The sequence below is a fragment of the Psychroflexus halocasei genome, from assembly GCF_900107595.1.
Classification (GTDB): Bacteria; Bacteroidota; Bacteroidia; order Flavobacteriales; family Flavobacteriaceae; genus Psychroflexus; species Psychroflexus halocasei.
On the sequence record NZ_FNQF01000004.1, the window covers coordinates 174700 to 190610 of the forward strand.

General features: G+C 32.5%; 14 protein-coding genes and 3 tRNA genes. 10 read left to right on the forward strand and 7 right to left on the reverse strand.

The window, feature by feature from the left end; all coding sequences use genetic code 11:
• The first annotated feature begins 33 nt into the window (after positions 1 to 33).
• Positions 34 to 105: transfer RNA gene (locus tag BLV84_RS06325), tRNA-Gly, on the forward strand.
• A gap of 7 nt (positions 106 to 112) precedes the next feature.
• Positions 113 to 197 (forward strand) — tRNA-Leu (locus tag BLV84_RS06330).
• Positions 198 to 638: 441 nt separating this feature from the next.
• On the opposite strand, the gene BLV84_RS06335 is transcribed toward BLV84_RS06330, so the two are convergent.
• The 7 genes from BLV84_RS06335 to nhaC all read right to left on the reverse strand — a co-directional run bounded on the left by BLV84_RS06335 (position 639) and on the right by nhaC (position 8959).
• On the reverse strand, positions 639 to 1019 hold the full coding sequence (locus BLV84_RS06335) for a hypothetical protein (protein ID WP_093241785.1): 381 nt from the start codon (positions 1017 to 1019) through the stop codon (positions 639 to 641).
• Between the two features lie 32 nt (positions 1020 to 1051).
• Positions 1052 to 1792 carry a hypothetical protein gene (locus BLV84_RS06340; protein WP_093241788.1) on the reverse strand — a complete coding sequence of 247 codons (741 nt, stop codon included), beginning with the start codon at positions 1790 to 1792 and terminating at the stop codon, positions 1052 to 1054.
• A 98-nt stretch (positions 1793 to 1890) separates the two neighbouring features.
• Positions 1891 to 5514, reverse strand: a complete 3624-nt coding sequence (locus BLV84_RS12435; protein ID WP_143521333.1) for an Eco57I restriction-modification methylase domain-containing protein — start codon at positions 5512 to 5514, stop codon at positions 1891 to 1893.
• 501 nt (positions 5515 to 6015) lie between these two features.
• Complete coding sequence (locus tag BLV84_RS06360; protein ID WP_093241791.1) at positions 6016 to 6462, reverse strand: DsrE family protein; 447 nt, start codon at positions 6460 to 6462, stop codon at positions 6016 to 6018.
• A gap of 188 nt (positions 6463 to 6650) precedes the next feature.
• Positions 6651 to 6726 (reverse strand) — tRNA-His (locus BLV84_RS06365).
• A 52-nt stretch (positions 6727 to 6778) separates the two neighbouring features.
• On the reverse strand, positions 6779 to 7495 hold the full coding sequence (gene bshB1 / locus BLV84_RS06370; RefSeq protein WP_093241794.1) for a bacillithiol biosynthesis deacetylase BshB1: 717 nt from the start codon (positions 7493 to 7495) through the stop codon (positions 6779 to 6781).
• A gap of 6 nt (positions 7496 to 7501) precedes the next feature.
• A complete protein-coding gene (gene nhaC, locus BLV84_RS06375; RefSeq protein ID WP_093241797.1) occupies positions 7502 to 8959 on the reverse strand; it encodes a Na+/H+ antiporter NhaC in 1458 nt (485 codons plus the stop codon).
• A 176-nt stretch (positions 8960 to 9135) separates the two neighbouring features.
• Here nhaC and lpdA point away from each other — a divergent pair, with 176 nt between their 5' ends.
• From lpdA to trhA, 8 genes are all read left to right on the forward strand, one after another.
• Entirely contained in the window at positions 9136 to 10539 is a 1404-nt protein-coding gene (lpdA, locus tag BLV84_RS06380) for a dihydrolipoyl dehydrogenase (RefSeq protein WP_093242283.1), read from the forward strand.
• 121 nt (positions 10540 to 10660) lie between these two features.
• The gene (locus tag BLV84_RS06385; protein WP_093241800.1) at positions 10661 to 11563 is read left to right on the forward strand and encodes a sterol desaturase family protein; all 903 of its coding nucleotides are present in this window, start codon (positions 10661 to 10663) and stop codon (positions 11561 to 11563) included.
• A gap of 185 nt (positions 11564 to 11748) precedes the next feature.
• Positions 11749 to 12459: a pirin family protein gene (locus tag BLV84_RS06390; protein WP_093241803.1), complete on the forward strand. Its 711-nt coding sequence runs from the start codon at positions 11749 to 11751 to the stop codon at positions 12457 to 12459.
• A gap of 88 nt (positions 12460 to 12547) precedes the next feature.
• Complete coding sequence (locus BLV84_RS06395; RefSeq protein ID WP_093241806.1) at positions 12548 to 13186, forward strand: SDR family oxidoreductase; 639 nt, start codon at positions 12548 to 12550, stop codon at positions 13184 to 13186.
• 3 nt (positions 13187 to 13189) lie between these two features.
• A complete protein-coding gene (locus BLV84_RS06400) occupies positions 13190 to 13795 on the forward strand; it encodes a class I SAM-dependent methyltransferase (protein WP_093241808.1) in 606 nt (201 codons plus the stop codon).
• Between the two features lie 258 nt (positions 13796 to 14053).
• Positions 14054 to 14467: a hypothetical protein gene (locus tag BLV84_RS06405; protein WP_093241811.1), complete on the forward strand. Its 414-nt coding sequence runs from the start codon at positions 14054 to 14056 to the stop codon at positions 14465 to 14467.
• A 64-nt stretch (positions 14468 to 14531) separates the two neighbouring features.
• Complete coding sequence (locus tag BLV84_RS06410) at positions 14532 to 15224, forward strand: hypothetical protein (RefSeq protein ID WP_093241814.1); 693 nt, start codon at positions 14532 to 14534, stop codon at positions 15222 to 15224.
• A gap of 51 nt (positions 15225 to 15275) precedes the next feature.
• Positions 15276 to 15905, forward strand: coding sequence for a PAQR family membrane homeostasis protein TrhA (trhA, locus tag BLV84_RS06415; protein ID WP_093241818.1), 630 nt, complete (start codon positions 15276 to 15278; stop codon positions 15903 to 15905).
• Positions 15906 to 15911 lie beyond the last annotated feature (6 nt).

Below are 15911 nucleotides of genomic sequence, written 5' to 3' on the forward strand. Positions count from 1 at the left end.
ATTTGCACCCGCAATAAAGTTCTTAAAAATACTGCGAAAGTAGCTCAGGGGTAGAGCATCACCTTGCCAAGGTGGGGGTCGCGGGTTCAAATCCCGTCTTTCGCTCAGACGCGCTCGGATGGTGGAATTGGTAGACACGTTGGACTTAAAATCCAATGACCATTGCGGTCGTGCGGGTTCAATTCCCGCTCCGAGTACTTGTAAAACCTGTATCGTGTTGATTTTCAACACTTTACAGGTTCTTTTGTTTATAATATTCCGAGAATATTCCGAAAATATTTGTTTTTAATCTTTTGTCAATTAAATTAAATACAGCTTTAATTGAAAATCAAGTTTATTGAATTTTGTTATAAGCTAATTAAAAGCATACAGATTAGAATAATAAACAGTACTAATGACGGTAAGCGGTTTGCGTATATGGGTGGCAGGATAAAAACCCCTCGCCTTTCGGCTAAGATTTTAATTTTCTAAAAAAATACTACAATTTGGTATAGTACAAAATCCGCCATAAACTATATACGCTGTTATCTGTAGTCCTTTTTATTCGTCCAGTCATAATTACGTTGGTATACAAGTATAAAAAATTGCACATAAGGTGCTTGTAAAAAATTTATAATGGGTAGTTCGTTTGCTTTCATTTAATTAGAATTTGTAAAATAAATTTTTGTGTCATTTGCTTTCTTATACCCAAAATTATTTTCTTGGATTGTCTTCATCGATTTTAAATTTTTACAATGCCCAAAAATGTCTGATTTTTTACCAATGTGATTTATTTCATTAAAATAAAATAAATCCCCAGCCTTAAAAGAATAATCTTGTGGTTGCTCTTTTCGTTTTTTATTTAAATAAAATTCATGGTTATGAAGTTCATTTATAAAAATGATAGGCTTACTAATAACTTCAGACTTCAAGCATTCATTATTTATGTATAATTTTATAATGGTTTCAAAACTAGAATTAATCGAAATTTCTAAGTTAAAGAGTAAATGCTTATTGAAATTCTCTTTCATATCTATCATATACTCAAAAAAATTGTTTAAGCTATCATGTATTACCACGTTAAGCTTATTATTTGAAGAAAGATTAACTGAAAAGCCGTTATTGTTAAAAGGTAATTTATAATACTTAAATCTTCTCCAGAATTATTCTCTTTTAATTTCAGGTTAATAAAAAAATCTAAATCAATAGTTGAACGAAGTACCTCATAACCATAGTTATAAAGAGTTCTTGTTTGTTTAGCAATTACATATTCAATAGAATTTAAACCATTAAATTTAATGCTCATTAATTGAATAATGTATTTTGGTATTTTATCGGAGTAATGTGAGCCACCAAAAGTGTTTGAATATTTAGACACAACCTTTGATAAAGGTAATTTTATCTCATTGAGAGTAACTGCGCTAAGTTGTAAAAATTCATCTAGAGTATATTTCCTATAGTCCTTTTGATGATTAATTGAGGAATTGATTAAATAAAGGTTTAATTTATTTATTGTTACAAATCTTTCTGCTTCAGTTTCTTTGGCATAAATAAATGGCTTCTTATCGACTAAATTTATAATTTCAATTAACAACGGCTTCAATCCTGAACTATTTTCAAAGAACAGACTTCTCAATTGGCCGCATATCACGTTGAGTTGATAATGACTACCATCATCAAATAGTTTTATACCATCATTAATTATTCTAAGTGAATAATACAATTCATGAAAACGAAATAGTGTGTCTTTTTTGAGTTCTCTAAATATATCATTAGTCTCTAAGTGATTTACCATTTCCTTTTTATCTCCCATAACCTAACTATTTTCAACAATCTCAATTTAGCTCGCTTCATTTATATTTTACTTTGCGGAGCTCGTGGATGAAAAATTATTAAGGCCTATACTTTAATTTACGATTCTTCCACAATTTTTATCTCTTCATCTGTCAACCCATACAACTCATACACCATTTGGTCGATTTCTTTGTCTGTGGTGTCTATTTTAGCTTTAATATCAAGAGCTTTTTGTTGCTCAGCAAGAAAATAATCCTCCCACTCGGCTGCTTCGCTTAGGCTCAGTTTAATTTTTTTCTTTTTAAGTTCTTTGACAAAATCAGCAAAACTCAATTCATACCAATTTTGGAGTTTTTTAGGGAGTTTTTCTAATTCTTCTGGGAATTGGCGTTGGAGTGAGCGTTGATATTTTGAAGATACAGCTTGTAAATCTTTATTTAAAGCCAACATTTGGTCTGCTTTCTCTATAAAGGGCTGTTGTTTTGAAGGAGAAATATCTTTTATTGGAAACTTTCTTAAGTCATTTAAAATTATTTTTGGGAACATTTTTCTAACTGACTTAGCTGTATTTTTCAAAAAGTAATAAGACATCATATTACTATTAATGATTGAAACAATATATTTAAGTGATATTTTTTTTTCTTGTTTGGCTATTATTCCAATATTACTCCTATTATATAAGTATATATCATCATTATATGTAGCTATTATACTATTAGGAAATTTTCCTGTAATCTCCCTAATGATAATTTTCTCACCATTAAATAAATCAAATGTTCTGGGAGAAGCTAACTGTTTACCATAACCTAAATATTGACCTGACCAATTTATTGAATACCGCTGCACATCTTTTCCTTCAAGATATTTATGAGTATTTTCATCAAATTTATAATCATAATCATAAGGTCTGTTTTTAACATCATTAGCACTCTGTTTTGGCTCCCCTTTATTTTTTTCATAAGCTTGTAAACCAGCTCTTATATTAACAAGCTTATCTAAAACTTTTGAATTTAGTTTTAGTTTATTTGTTAATTCAACGCTTTGTTCATTAGAAAAAACCCTAAATTCAAATCCATTGTTTTTTGAAAAATCCTGTTGACACCTACTATGAGATAATATAAATTCTTCTCTAGCACTCAGTAGTACTTTTATAGTATTTAATGGATTAATATTTTTTGTTGCGATAATAATTATCGTTTCTACATTTACACCTTCAAAAGAATATCCGGATAGGTTAATAATTTGATTTACAGAGCAACTTTTTAAAATTAAGCTTCTTAGTCCTTTTGCTGAATCAACCATTAACCATGCGTTTGGTACAATCAAACCAAAATTGGAGTCATCTTTTATAATTTTAATTGATTTTTCAATAAATAACAGATATAGATTGATTTGATACTCTGCTGCCTTGTATATTTTAGAGTAATATTGTTTAATATCTTTAGTAAAATTTTCTCTTGCAAATACATATGGCGGATTCCCAATCACAACATCAAAACCACCTTTAAATTCAGTTTTAAAGGCTTCGTCTATCGTGCAACACATCTGGTTAATCAAGGCTTGGGTTGCTCTAGGGTGTTGGGGTAGTTCGTGCTTACTGCGGTTACGCTGTATATAGTTAATGGTATTATTCAGCTGCTCGTGTGATGTCACTTCCTTAGGCTGTGAATATTTTTGTTGCCACAATGGTTTATTTTTTTCTTCTCGCAAGGGGTCATGACCCCTTGTAGATTCTTCATGACCCCTTGTAGCATGACCCTTTGTGGACTTTCTGGCTTTGTTAACTTTACGCGATGTGACAGATTTTAGCTTTTGCATAATGCTTGGCACCTCTTCTATCTCGCAGGCAATTAATAAATGTATATGGTCGCCACAAATATTATAGGCCAATAGCTTCAACTGGTCTTCTTCTACCATCTCGCTAATGCTTTTGGTGACTATATAGTCATCTTCTGGGGTAAAATACACCACATTCGGGTACGGATTTGTTCCGCCGTCTCGACGTTCTCTTACTTTATAGCGTTTCATTCGGGGTGAAGTTCGGCTGTCGTGAATTGCTGTGGTGATATGGTAAATTTTATTGTTTTTTTCTTGAAACACCTGCGGAAATTCGGTTTCCCAATTAAAGGCTTTAAGACCTGCAACCTCAGGATCATCGATTAAAGAATTACCGCATTTAATGTTATTACTTAAATCGTTGAGTTTACGGTTGGGTTGTGCAGTACGAAGCCATAGAGACAGTTTGGCAATTTCTACCGATTCATTATTAATATCTACCCCAAACAGGTTACTTTCTAAAATACTGTTTTCCACATTCGGAAATACAAAACCGCCACCCATGAGTTTGGTTTCTAATTCATCGACGTAGTGGTGTTCAGCAATTAAGAAGTTTAATGCTTCATTTAAAAAGGCACCAGAACCACATGCAGGATCAACAATTGTAAGCTGTAAAAGCCAATAACGATAAGTTTTAAGTTTTTTTAGTAGTTTTTCTTTTGTTTTCTTTTGACGTTTTAAAATGTAATCTTCTTCATTTATTTCAAGCTTATCTTTTTGTTCTTCGCATAGCTTACCAACAGTATTTTCTACAATGTATTTTGTAATGTATTTAGGTGTATAGAAAACACCATCTTTTTTACGTTTAGAAACCTTGATTTCATCTGAATTTTCTTCAAGCTGTGTTTGAATTTCTTCAATCTCATTCAGTGAATTTTCAAAAATATGTCCGAGTATATTGACATCTACCTCACTATTAAAGTCATATTCAGATAAATTCAGCGTATGTTTATACAGCAAATCATCGTCAATTTCAATGGTATCTAAAACTTCGTCAGGTTTAAACAAACCACCGTTGTATGGATAAACATTGTATTGCTCGCCCTTATGTCCTGTGTTGAGATAACCAAAGTATTTTTTAAAACGGTCAAACAATGGTGTATAAGCATCTAATTCTTTTAGTTGCTTCCATTGTTTTAAAATTAATCGAACAGAATTAGGAGGAAGTAAATGTCGATCTTCTGCAAAAAATAAAAACAAAAAGCGATCGAGTAATTTTTGCGATTTTTTAAATAGTAGCAATGGCTCAACGGCTGGGTTGAGTGCCGTTAAATTATTAAATAGTTCACGCTTAAATAAACTATAATCTTCATAAAGTTGTTTGGTTATTATGTCCTCTTGACTAACAGATTCTTTTTTGAGCTTTAAAGGAATATTTTTCTTGATGTTTTCGTAACCTAAGCATAAGTATAGAAGTCTAAATTCATCTTCTGTAAGCTTAAATAAATCGAATTTGATATGGTTAATAGCATTATCAATATAGAAGCGTAATTTCTCAAAGTTTGAAATAATGACATAATTACAATCTGATTGATTGTTCTTATAACCAAATGCTTGATTTTCTACCTTTGATAAATCTGTTGTATCTGTTCCTTTTAATTCAACAACACCTACAACTTTATTATTGACTATAATACCGCCATCAGCTTTTTTGCTATCCTTGACATTTTTAAGTTCTGTCGTTAAATTGAAGTCAGTTTCAGGGTTTAGTGTGTAGCCTAAAACATCAACAAATAAATCACGAAAAAAGCCCTCTTGGTATTGTTCTTCTTTAACATTCCGAATGTTTTCTTGAATAGTCGGATCATGGAAATGAGTTTTATAAATTTCCCATTTCTGTTTTATTTTTTTTTCGTTGAGTGTTTTAAGATATTTTTGAACAACGGTTGATTGAAGTAAAGACATTTATAAATATTGAATTAATAAATAGCTATAAATTTAGAAAATTCTTTAATATTTAAGGTACTCAATCAAGCATATTTATAGGCTTAATGGATATAGTTTAATCGGTGATAAAATTCATTTATGTTTAAAAAGTATAGCAGTCTCATTTCAATCTTTAGTATTAAATATGTTAGCAGATCTTAGTTTCTCTTTATTAAAGTAGTAGTATTATAATACTGTTATTTCTGTTTTTTTGTTTTTCTGTTGCTACCTATGGTTTGTAGGTATTTCTATAATATAGAATTATTGAATCAACGGTTTAAATGATAAAATCAACCTATTCACATATATTTTATAAAGAGGTCATTGAAAGTTTAAAGATAAATAAAGCCTTCGCTTCAGCAAGAATTTACCTCTATAAAAAAGAAAAAGCCAAGCGTTATAAAACACTTGACTTTCCCTCATCTAACCCTAATCTTGACTTTTAAGTTTTATCGCTTAAAAGTTATTTTTTATAAAATTTTAAATCACAATTAAATTGTAACCTAAAGCTTGAAGTTCAAACAAACGTACATGCGCATCTGGGACAACTTTAATACCATAAGGTAAATCTTCCTTAGAAACATCAAAATAATCTAAAGCGATTTGGCAAACAGTCACTTGAAGACCTTTAACTTCTTGTGCTTTGATGTAATCGTGAAGTTCAGTTCCTTTTTTTAAATCCTTGACAACAGCTCCCCAAATGACAATTTCAAAACGCTTTAGTTTAACGCCAGAATTTTGGAATTTCTGATACATGCTATAAGCGCTTTTAAGTTGACGCTCACCTGAAACACCTATGGCAAAGTTATCTGACTTGTTTAGAGTTTCAACAGTGCTTTTCTCAATTCTGTCAGTTTGTGCTTGCAGCATCATCGGCATTGAAAGCATGAGGATAAATAAGAACATGAAGTTTTTAAAGCCTTTCATTTAGATCGTATTTAATATGAGTTATTCAATTCAACGACAAATTTAAGCATATCAAAACAAGTACAGTGTAACATAGGTTACTGAAGCTTTATATCATGCGCCGGCATTTTATTCAAAAAAAGTGATCAAAAGAAAAGTGAAGAAAAGTATGGAAACAAAAAAAGCCTTGAATTTCTTCAAGGCTTCTTGGGTGACAGGTGGGATTCGAACCCACGACCCTCGGATCCACAAACCGATACTCTAACCAACTGAGCTACAACCACCATTTTGCGAATGCAAATTTAATTAATTTTATCGTTTTACAAAATTTTTTTCATCAAATTAAATCAAAAATTGAATCAACTGCAGGATAACGTTCAACGGTAAATCCTTCTGCATGATCAACGCCAATCATACGTCCTAAATTTCGCGCTCTGTAAGTCACTGAGTCATAAAAATTTGAACTTGTAATCGGTGTTTCAGGTTCCTTGGAATTCGGATCAAAAAACTGTGTTTGATAAGCTTCAACCGAAGTTATTTTTTTTTGCATAAATCCTGAAATATCAACCACAACATCAGGTTCAATCTCTAACCATTGAATATAATGATAAACGATTTTTGGTCGCCAGGCTTCTTGATTTTCGCCATTAAACACAGTTTCTATCTTTTTTAAACCGCTTAAAAAACAAGCATTGCTTACGAGCTCTCCTCCTTTTCCGTGGTCGATATGTCGATCTTTAATCGCATTACAAAAGACGATTTCAGGTTTGTAGTGGCGTATGCGTTTGATGATTTCTAATTGGTGTTTTTCATCATTGATAAAAAAACCATCTCTAAATTTAAGATTTTCTCGTGCTGATAAATTTAATATGCCAGCAGCAGCTGTCGCTTCCTCATATCGGGTTTCTGCTGTGCCGCGAGTACCGAGTTCGCCTTGTGTTAAATCGACAACGCCCACTTTTTTACCGCGTGAAACTTCTTTAGCAAGCGTTCCTGAGCAACTGAGTTCAACATCATCTGGGTGTGCTCCAAAAGCTAATATATCTAATTTCATTTGTTATTATTTTGCAATCTTTCTGATTTTATATCCAATAGCTGCAAAGATAAGTGTCATGATAGGACTCAAGTAGTTAAACATTGCATAAAAGAAATAATCAACAACTGGGACACCTAAAACTCCACTGTGGTATGCACCACAAGTATTCCAAGGAATTAAAACCGAAGTTACTGTCCCCGAATCTTCAAGCGTACGGCTGAGGTTTTCTGGCGCTAAACCTTTATCGCGATAAGCTTTGGCAAACATTTTACCAGGCACAACAATTGCTAAATATTGATCTGAAGCTGTGACGTTAAGAGTCACACAACTTAAAACTGTACTTGAAAAAAGTCCAAAAGTCGATTTAAACAAGCCTAATAAAGCTTTACTAATGGCTTCAAGAGCGCCGATAGCATCCATCACACCTCCAAAAACCATCGCACAGATAATCAGCCAAATTGTTCCGAGCATGCCTCCCATTCCGCCAGCTTCAAACAAATCTTTTAAAGTTTCATTCTCTGTTGGAATCACAATTCCTGTTGTAATTGAATCGATAATTCCACGATAAGCTGTGTGCACATCAAGTTGCTTTCCGCCACCAATCATTTGTACTAAATCTGGTTGAAAAATCAGGGCAAAAACAGCAGCCAAGAGTGTTCCGATTAATAAGGCAATTAAAGGCGGTGTTTTTTTCACAATCAGACCAATCACAACAACGGGAACTAAAAACAACCATGGTGACACTGTAAAAGAAGCTTTTATATCCGCTAAAATTTGGTCTGTTTCAATCACACCAGAAGTGTCTCTGGTTAAACCGATAATAATAAATACAGCCAAAGTGACTAGTATTGTTGGCACAGTGGTGATCATCATATAACGGATATGTGTAAATAAATCTGTCCCTGCCATGGCTGGAGCTAAATTCGTTGTATCACTCATCGGTGATAATTTATCTCCAAAATAAGCGCCGGATAAAACGGCACCAGCCGTCATACTCAAAGGGATATTAAGTGCACCTGCAATACCTATTAAAGCAATACCAACAGTTGCTGAAGTTGTCCAACTAGAACCTGTGGCAATGGAAATCACTGCACAAATCACAACACAAGCGGCAAGGAATATGGTTGGGTTTAAAATTTGAAGTCCGTAATATATCATGGTTGGAATCACGCCACTAATCAACCAAGTTCCGGCTAAAGCACCGACCATTAAAAGAATAAGAATCGGACCTGTGGTGGCTTTGATGTTTTTGGAAACCTCTTCCACCATATATTCAAAATCCACTTTATTAAAAGCGCCAACAATCGCTGCAACGGTCGCTCCCATCAATAAGATGAACTGGTTAGATCCGCCTAAAGAATCATCTCCATATATAAAAACATTATAGGCTAACATTAAAATTAATGCAATCACGGGAATAACAGCAGCAAGGATACTTAAGCTAGGCTTGTTTTGCTGTTCAGACTCATACATTTCGCTCATAAATATAAAATTGATTGTAATGTTACAATTTTGAATTAACAATTACAAAAAATGCTTTCAGAAGCTTTTAAGAAGATGTTGAATCGTCGCTTTGTAAGCTTGTTTTTATATAGATTCTATTGGTCGTTAATTATTATATGATTAATTTTGTTATCCAAATCTTACAAATAAAAAATATGGATTCTTTTGATGTAGTCGTCATCGGCTCAGGACCTGGTGGATATGTTGCAGCTATTCGTTGCGCACAATTAGGAATGAAAACTGCAATTATCGAAAAATATAGTGTCAAAGGCGGAACTTGCCTCAATGTAGGTTGTATTCCTTCGAAGGCCTTACTCGATTCTTCACATCACTATGAAAGTGCTGTGAAAGATTTTGATGAGCATGGAATTGATATCTCTGGTGATGTCAAAGTCAACATCAAGAATATGATGAAGAGAAAAAGTCAGGTTGTTGAGCAGACAACAAAAGGTATCGATTTTTTGATGGACAAAAACAACATCACTTCGTTTGAAGGTGTTGGCTCTTTCAAAGACAAAACCCATATCGAAATTAAAAATGATAAAGAAACTGTTGAAATTGAAGCTAAACACAGCATCATTGCAACAGGAAGTAAACCTTCTACTTTACCTTTTATAGAAATTGATAAAGAAAGAATCATCACATCAACTGAAATTTTGTCTTTAAATGAAATCCCAAAGCACCTTGTTGTAATTGGTGGTGGCGTGATTGGTTTAGAACTTGGTCAAGTTTATAAAAGATTAGGCACTGATGTCACTGTTATTGAATATATGGACAGAATTATCCCAACGATGGATAAGGCGCAAAGTAAGGAATTACAGAAAGTTTTGAAAAAACAAAAGGTCAAAATCAAAACTTCTCACAAAGTCAAATCTGTTGAGCGTAAAGGAAATGAAGTGATCATCAAAGCTGATGATAAAAAAGGCAAAGAAGTTGAGTTTAAAGCTGATTATTGCTTGGTTTCTGTCGGCAGAAAACCTTATACTAAAGGTCTAGGACTTGACAATGTAGGTATTGATACCAATGATAAAGGTCAGATTCCTGTTGATGAAAAAAGAAAAACATCAGTTGACAATATCTACGCCATTGGTGATGTTGTAGAAGGTGCGATGTTGGCGCATAAAGCTGAAGAAGAAGGAAGTATGGTTGCTGAAATCTTGGCTGGACAAAAACCACATATCGATTATAACCTTATCCCTGGCGTTGTTTATACATGGCCAGAAGTTGCTTCTGTTGGAAAAACTGAAGAGCAACTCAAAGAAGATAAAGTAGAGTATAAATCTGGTCAATTCCCGATGAGAGCTTTAGGCCGTTCGCGTGCTAGTGGCGATCTTGATGGATTTGTTAAAATACTAACTGACAAAGAAACAGATGAAGTTTTAGGCGTTCATATGGTCGGTGCACGTGCTGCTGATTTAATTGCGGAAGCTGTCACAGCGATGGAATTTAGAGCAAGTGCAGAAGACATTGCACGTATGAGTCATGCACACCCAACTTATGCTGAAGCTGTAAAAGAAGCTGCAATGGCTGCCACTGGCGACCGTGCTATTCATGTTTAAATTGATTTCAAAATAATTTTTATAAAAGGGATATTCGATAGTTTATCCCTTTTTTTATGAACTTTTTAGTAGCTTAAGTAATCATTAATATTATGTTTGTATCAAAATCTGATTAAAATTTATGGACAAAAAGACTTTGACATTTGAAGATGTCGCTGATTTAGACTTTACGACAATTATATGGATTGCCGCACCTTTGATGTTTTTATTAGTTGCGCTTGAATCCTATTTCAGCTATCGCCAGAAGAAAAAGTTGTATGGTGGTAAAGATTTTATGGCCTCTCTTTCTATTGGCTTAGGAAACATTATCCTGAATGGTTTTATGAAATTTGGCGTATTTGCTGTTTTCTTATTTTTCTATAATATTTCACCATTTCGCATACCACAAACTTGGTGGTCGTATTTAATTTGTTTTGTCGCTTTAGACTTTATGCGATATTGGTCACACAGACTCGCTCACGAGCAACGCTTCTGGTGGTCAACACATGTGGTGCATCACAACTCAGAATATTATAATTTATCGACTTCTTTCAGATTATCGTGGACACAGAACTTAAAGATTGTTTTCTTTTTGCCTGTTATTTTGATGGGCTTCCACCCTTTCGTATTTTTAGTGGTTCATCAGTTGGCTGTTTTATATCAATTTTGGATTCACACAGAATATATCAAAAAATTACCTAAACCTATCGAATATATTTTTACAACACCTTCTCACCACAGAGTTCATCACTCAAAAAATGAGAAGTATATCGATAAAAACTATGGATCAACATTGATTATATGGGACAGAATGTTTGGTACTTTTCAGGTTGAAGAAGAAAAACCAGAATATGGAATTACAATGCCTGTTGACACGTACAATCCTCTTTACTTAATTTTCCACGAGTGGATTGCTTTCTTTAAAGACATCTTTAGAGCTAAAAGTCTTAAAGAAGCTTGGACAACAATTATCGGCAGTCCTGTAGATTACCACAAAAGAGAAATGGCTAAAAAAGCAGATGCAGAAGTTGTTCCTGAGGAATAAATTAAAACATCATATTTCATAGAAAAACGTATCAGGACATATCAACTTGATGCGTTTTTTATTTATCTATTTTAAGTTTTTAGTTTATCAATCTTTGTCACAACAGGTGATTGTAACAAGTTTGATAAAGCAATAAAAGTTGATAAATTTACATTTCACTAAATCTCATAAACTATTAAAAAATCATGAAAACAATTTTTAAGAAATCAAATGAACGCGGAACCTCTGATTTAGGGTGGTTAAAAAGTGCTCACAGTTTTAGTTTTTCAAATTATTTTGATCCTGAAAACATGAGTTTTGGAAGTTTAAGAGTTTTAAATGATGATGAAGTTGCACCACAAATGGGTTTTGGGAAACATCCACACGAGAATATGGAGATTATATCCATACCCTTAAAAGGAAGTTTGAAACATAAAGATACAATGGGCAACGAAGGTATTATTAAGGATGGGGATATACAAGTGATGAGTGCTGGCACAGGCATACAGCACAGCGAAGCCAATGCAAGCAAAACTGAGGAAGTTCATTTTTTACAAATTTGGATTATCCCAAACAAGAAAAATGTTGAGCCAACTTACGCTCAAAAATCAATAGATAGCGACAAACTTCTTAATAGATTTAAAAAACTAGTCTCACCTTATTCAGACAAAGAAGGCTTAAGTATTTATCAAAATGCATGGTTGCATTTAGGATATTTTAATCAAAAAATGACTCAAGAGTATTTATTGAATCAAAAATCAAACGGTGTCTTTGTTTTTGTTTTAGAAGGTCAAGCAAAAGTTGGCAGTTTCCATTTAGAAAAACGTGATGCTTTAGGTGTTTGGGATTGTGAATCCATCAAGATTGATTGTGATGAGAATTCTAAAATCTTGTTGATAGAAGTTCCAGTGTCATAAACAATTTAACGCTTTTTAATTTTTTTTAATGCTTTCTTAAATAAGTTGCGAGTTTAATTTCATTAAATTGACTTTAAAATAAAGATTTATGGAAAAAGTACTTATTATAGGCGCTAATGGAAATACAGGTCGAATTTTATCAGAAATCATTTCTAAAAATGATTTTTATAAACCTGTCGCCATGGTCAGAAAAGAAAGTCAAAAAGAATTGTTTGAAAAGAAAGATATCGAAACTTGCCTCGGAGATTTAGAGCAAAATTTTAAATCCTGTTTTGAAGGGATTGATAAAGTTATTTTTGCTGCTGGTTCTGGCGGACACACAGGTGATGATAAAACTGAAGCCGTCGATAAAAAAGGTGCGATAAAAGCGATAGATTATGCCAAAGAACACAGCATCAAAAAGTTTGTGATGCTCAGTTCAATGGGAACTGAGAATCCAGAACAAGTTCCTGCATTAGAAACTTACCTAAAAGCTAAAAAAGCAGCTGATGAACATTTAATAAAGTCTGGCTTGAACTACTCAATATTAAGACCTGGTTCATTAAGTGACGAAAAAGGAACATCAAAAATTAAACTCACCGATCAGCCAGCGCAAGGCGAAACGATTCCTCGTGAAGATGTCGCACATGCTTTGATGTATTGTTTAAATGACAATCATGCAGACCGCAAAATTTTCAATTTTGTCTCTGGATCAAAAGATATATTAACGACAATTAAAAACTTATAAAATATGAAAGCCTCGTCACATTGGAATGAAAGATATACTTTAAAAAATTACGTTTACGGAAGCGATCCAAACGACTTTGTTAGAGAAATACTACCAACACTACCTAAAGGAAAAATACTTTTCCCTTTAGAAGGTGAAGGCCGAAATGCTTGTTATGCAGCACAAAACAATTTTATGGTTGATGCTTTTGATTATGCCGAACAAGGTAAACACAAAGCACTTCAACTCTGTGAGCGTAACAATGTGATGATTAATTATGAAGTATCATCTGCCGAAGATTTTGATTTTGGTATTGAAAAATATGATGCTATTTTTTTAATTTTTGCACATCTAGCGCCTAAAGAACGCGTTGTAATGCACAAAAAAATTAGCAAAGCACTGAAAAAAGACGGCTATTTAGTGATGGAAGTTTTTCATCCTAAACAGATTGAAGATGCTTATAAATCTGGAGGACCAAAAACAGTCGATATGCTTTATGATGAAGCCATGTTGGTTGGTGATTTCAAAGATTTAGAAGTCATAAAGGCTGAAGAAAAAGAAATTGACCTCAATGAAGGTGATTTCCACGTCGGTAAAGCTTATGTAACAAGGCTTATTGCAAGAAAATAATTTACTAAATATTACTACTAAAAGCTTATTTATTCATTATTTATTATTTAATTTGTAAATTAATCATAAAAACATACAAAATGAAAAGAATTAGTTTGATTTGTACTTTAATAATTATTAGTATAAGTTCTGAGTTCTTGTACTGAAGACTCTTTATTTACAGAAAATGTTCAAACAACAGAAAACTCACCAGAAATAGTTACAAATGGTGCTGGTTTATGGGGAGCTATCGTAGCAATAGTTGCCTCTGTAACTGAAGTGGCTGATGGAAGATACCACCAAATAATCAAATATAAGGACGGAAAAATAATCTCAAAAGAAACTTCTTGCAAAGGATGGTTGGGCACTTGTACGATTTCTAGCCAAAGTGTTACATCTAATGAAAGTTTTAGTACAAATCCTACAATCATTGATAATTTAGATTCTCCAGCTTACAAAATTAATACCGAGTATATTAATACTGAGAGAGGTTTATTTTTAGCTATCAACAAGCAAAAGTATCCTGATGATAGTCGTAGATTTTTTGATGAAAGAATTAAAATTTTCACTTCATCAATTACTATCGATAATAAGGAAATTCTCGATGAACTTAAAGTTTCAAAGCCTATAATAATAGATGGTAAATATGAAGTCTTATCTAATGAGACTTATGATTACATAATTTTAAATTAATTATTTTTATCAAATGCCAAAATATGTAAATTTATTCATGCTTAGTGTTTTTTTAATACTGAGCATGAATTTATTTTCTTGTACTTCTAATGAAGCGAGCAACAAGAAAATTATATTAGAAAAACAATTGCCTAATACATCATACCGTATTTTTGAAACTAAAACAAAAACAAATGAGGATGATGTTGAGCAATGCGCAAAATATGTAAGTTATAAAGTAACTGAAGATGGCTTTAAAATAAGAGGAGCAGATATTTATAATTTGACATCTCTTCTACTTAACATAAATAAAAAAGATATTATAATTTCTAAAAATATTGATACAAGGTTTTTTGAAATTGAATATTCAGGTATTATTAATGATAAAAATAATAAAGAGCTTTTAAACGAATTTTTAAATAAATTGAATTTAAAGATTGAAGAATTTGTACAACTAGAAAGCAATTACGAGTTATATTTTGCTGACAAAAAACTCATTAAAAAATTTGAATCAAAAAACAATAAAACAAATGTCTTGGTTAATGGAGTTCAATATTCTTTTAAAAATATTAGCCTGAGCATTTTAGCTTCATCATTAAAAGATATTTATCAAAAAAACTTTTCCGCTGTAGAAAATACTATTCAATTTGATGCAGAATTAGAATCAGAAAAAAGTCTGAATAAAAATCTAGAATATCTGAAACGTAAATACGGTATTTCTTATAAAAAGAATAAATCTGAAGTTGCCAAATTCAAAATAACTAAAACAAATCATTGAAGCTTTTGGTACAACTCTACAGCAGAATATACTTAACTTTGCCAAAAAAATGTGAATCGCATACAGACCCAAAAAGAAGAGCTTTATAATGTTTTAACCCATTTGTTAGGACTCTTGTTTTCTGTATTTGGCTTTTGGTATTTACAGTTTCATATCGATCATCATTATCCACTTGCGACTTATGCTGTTTGGATTTACAGCAGTAGCATGTTTTTGCTATTTCTTTCTTCAAGTTTATATCATTATGTCAGCAACTCTAGGCTCAAACAAGTCTTTCGAGTTTTTGACCACATCAGTATTTACCTTTTAATAGCAGGAACTTACACACCAATTGTTTTAACGGTTTTACAAGAATCAAAAGGTGAACTTTTATTTATTTTAGTGTGGACAATTGCAGCGATTGGAACGCTTTTAAAATTGTTTTTTACCGGCAGGTTTGAAAAAATATCACTTCTCCTCTACCTGATTATGGGCTGGTTGATTGTGATTGACATCAAGGCTGTTATAGAATTATTGAGCTTTTATCAATTGTTGTTTATCGCTTTAGGCGGATTTTTCTACACAGTTGGCGTTATATTTTATGCTAAAGAAAAATGGAAGTACAATCACGTTATCTGGCATGTTTTCGTGTTATTTGGTTGTTTTTTTCATTACTTAGCAGTTCTATCAATTCTTAAATAAAAAATC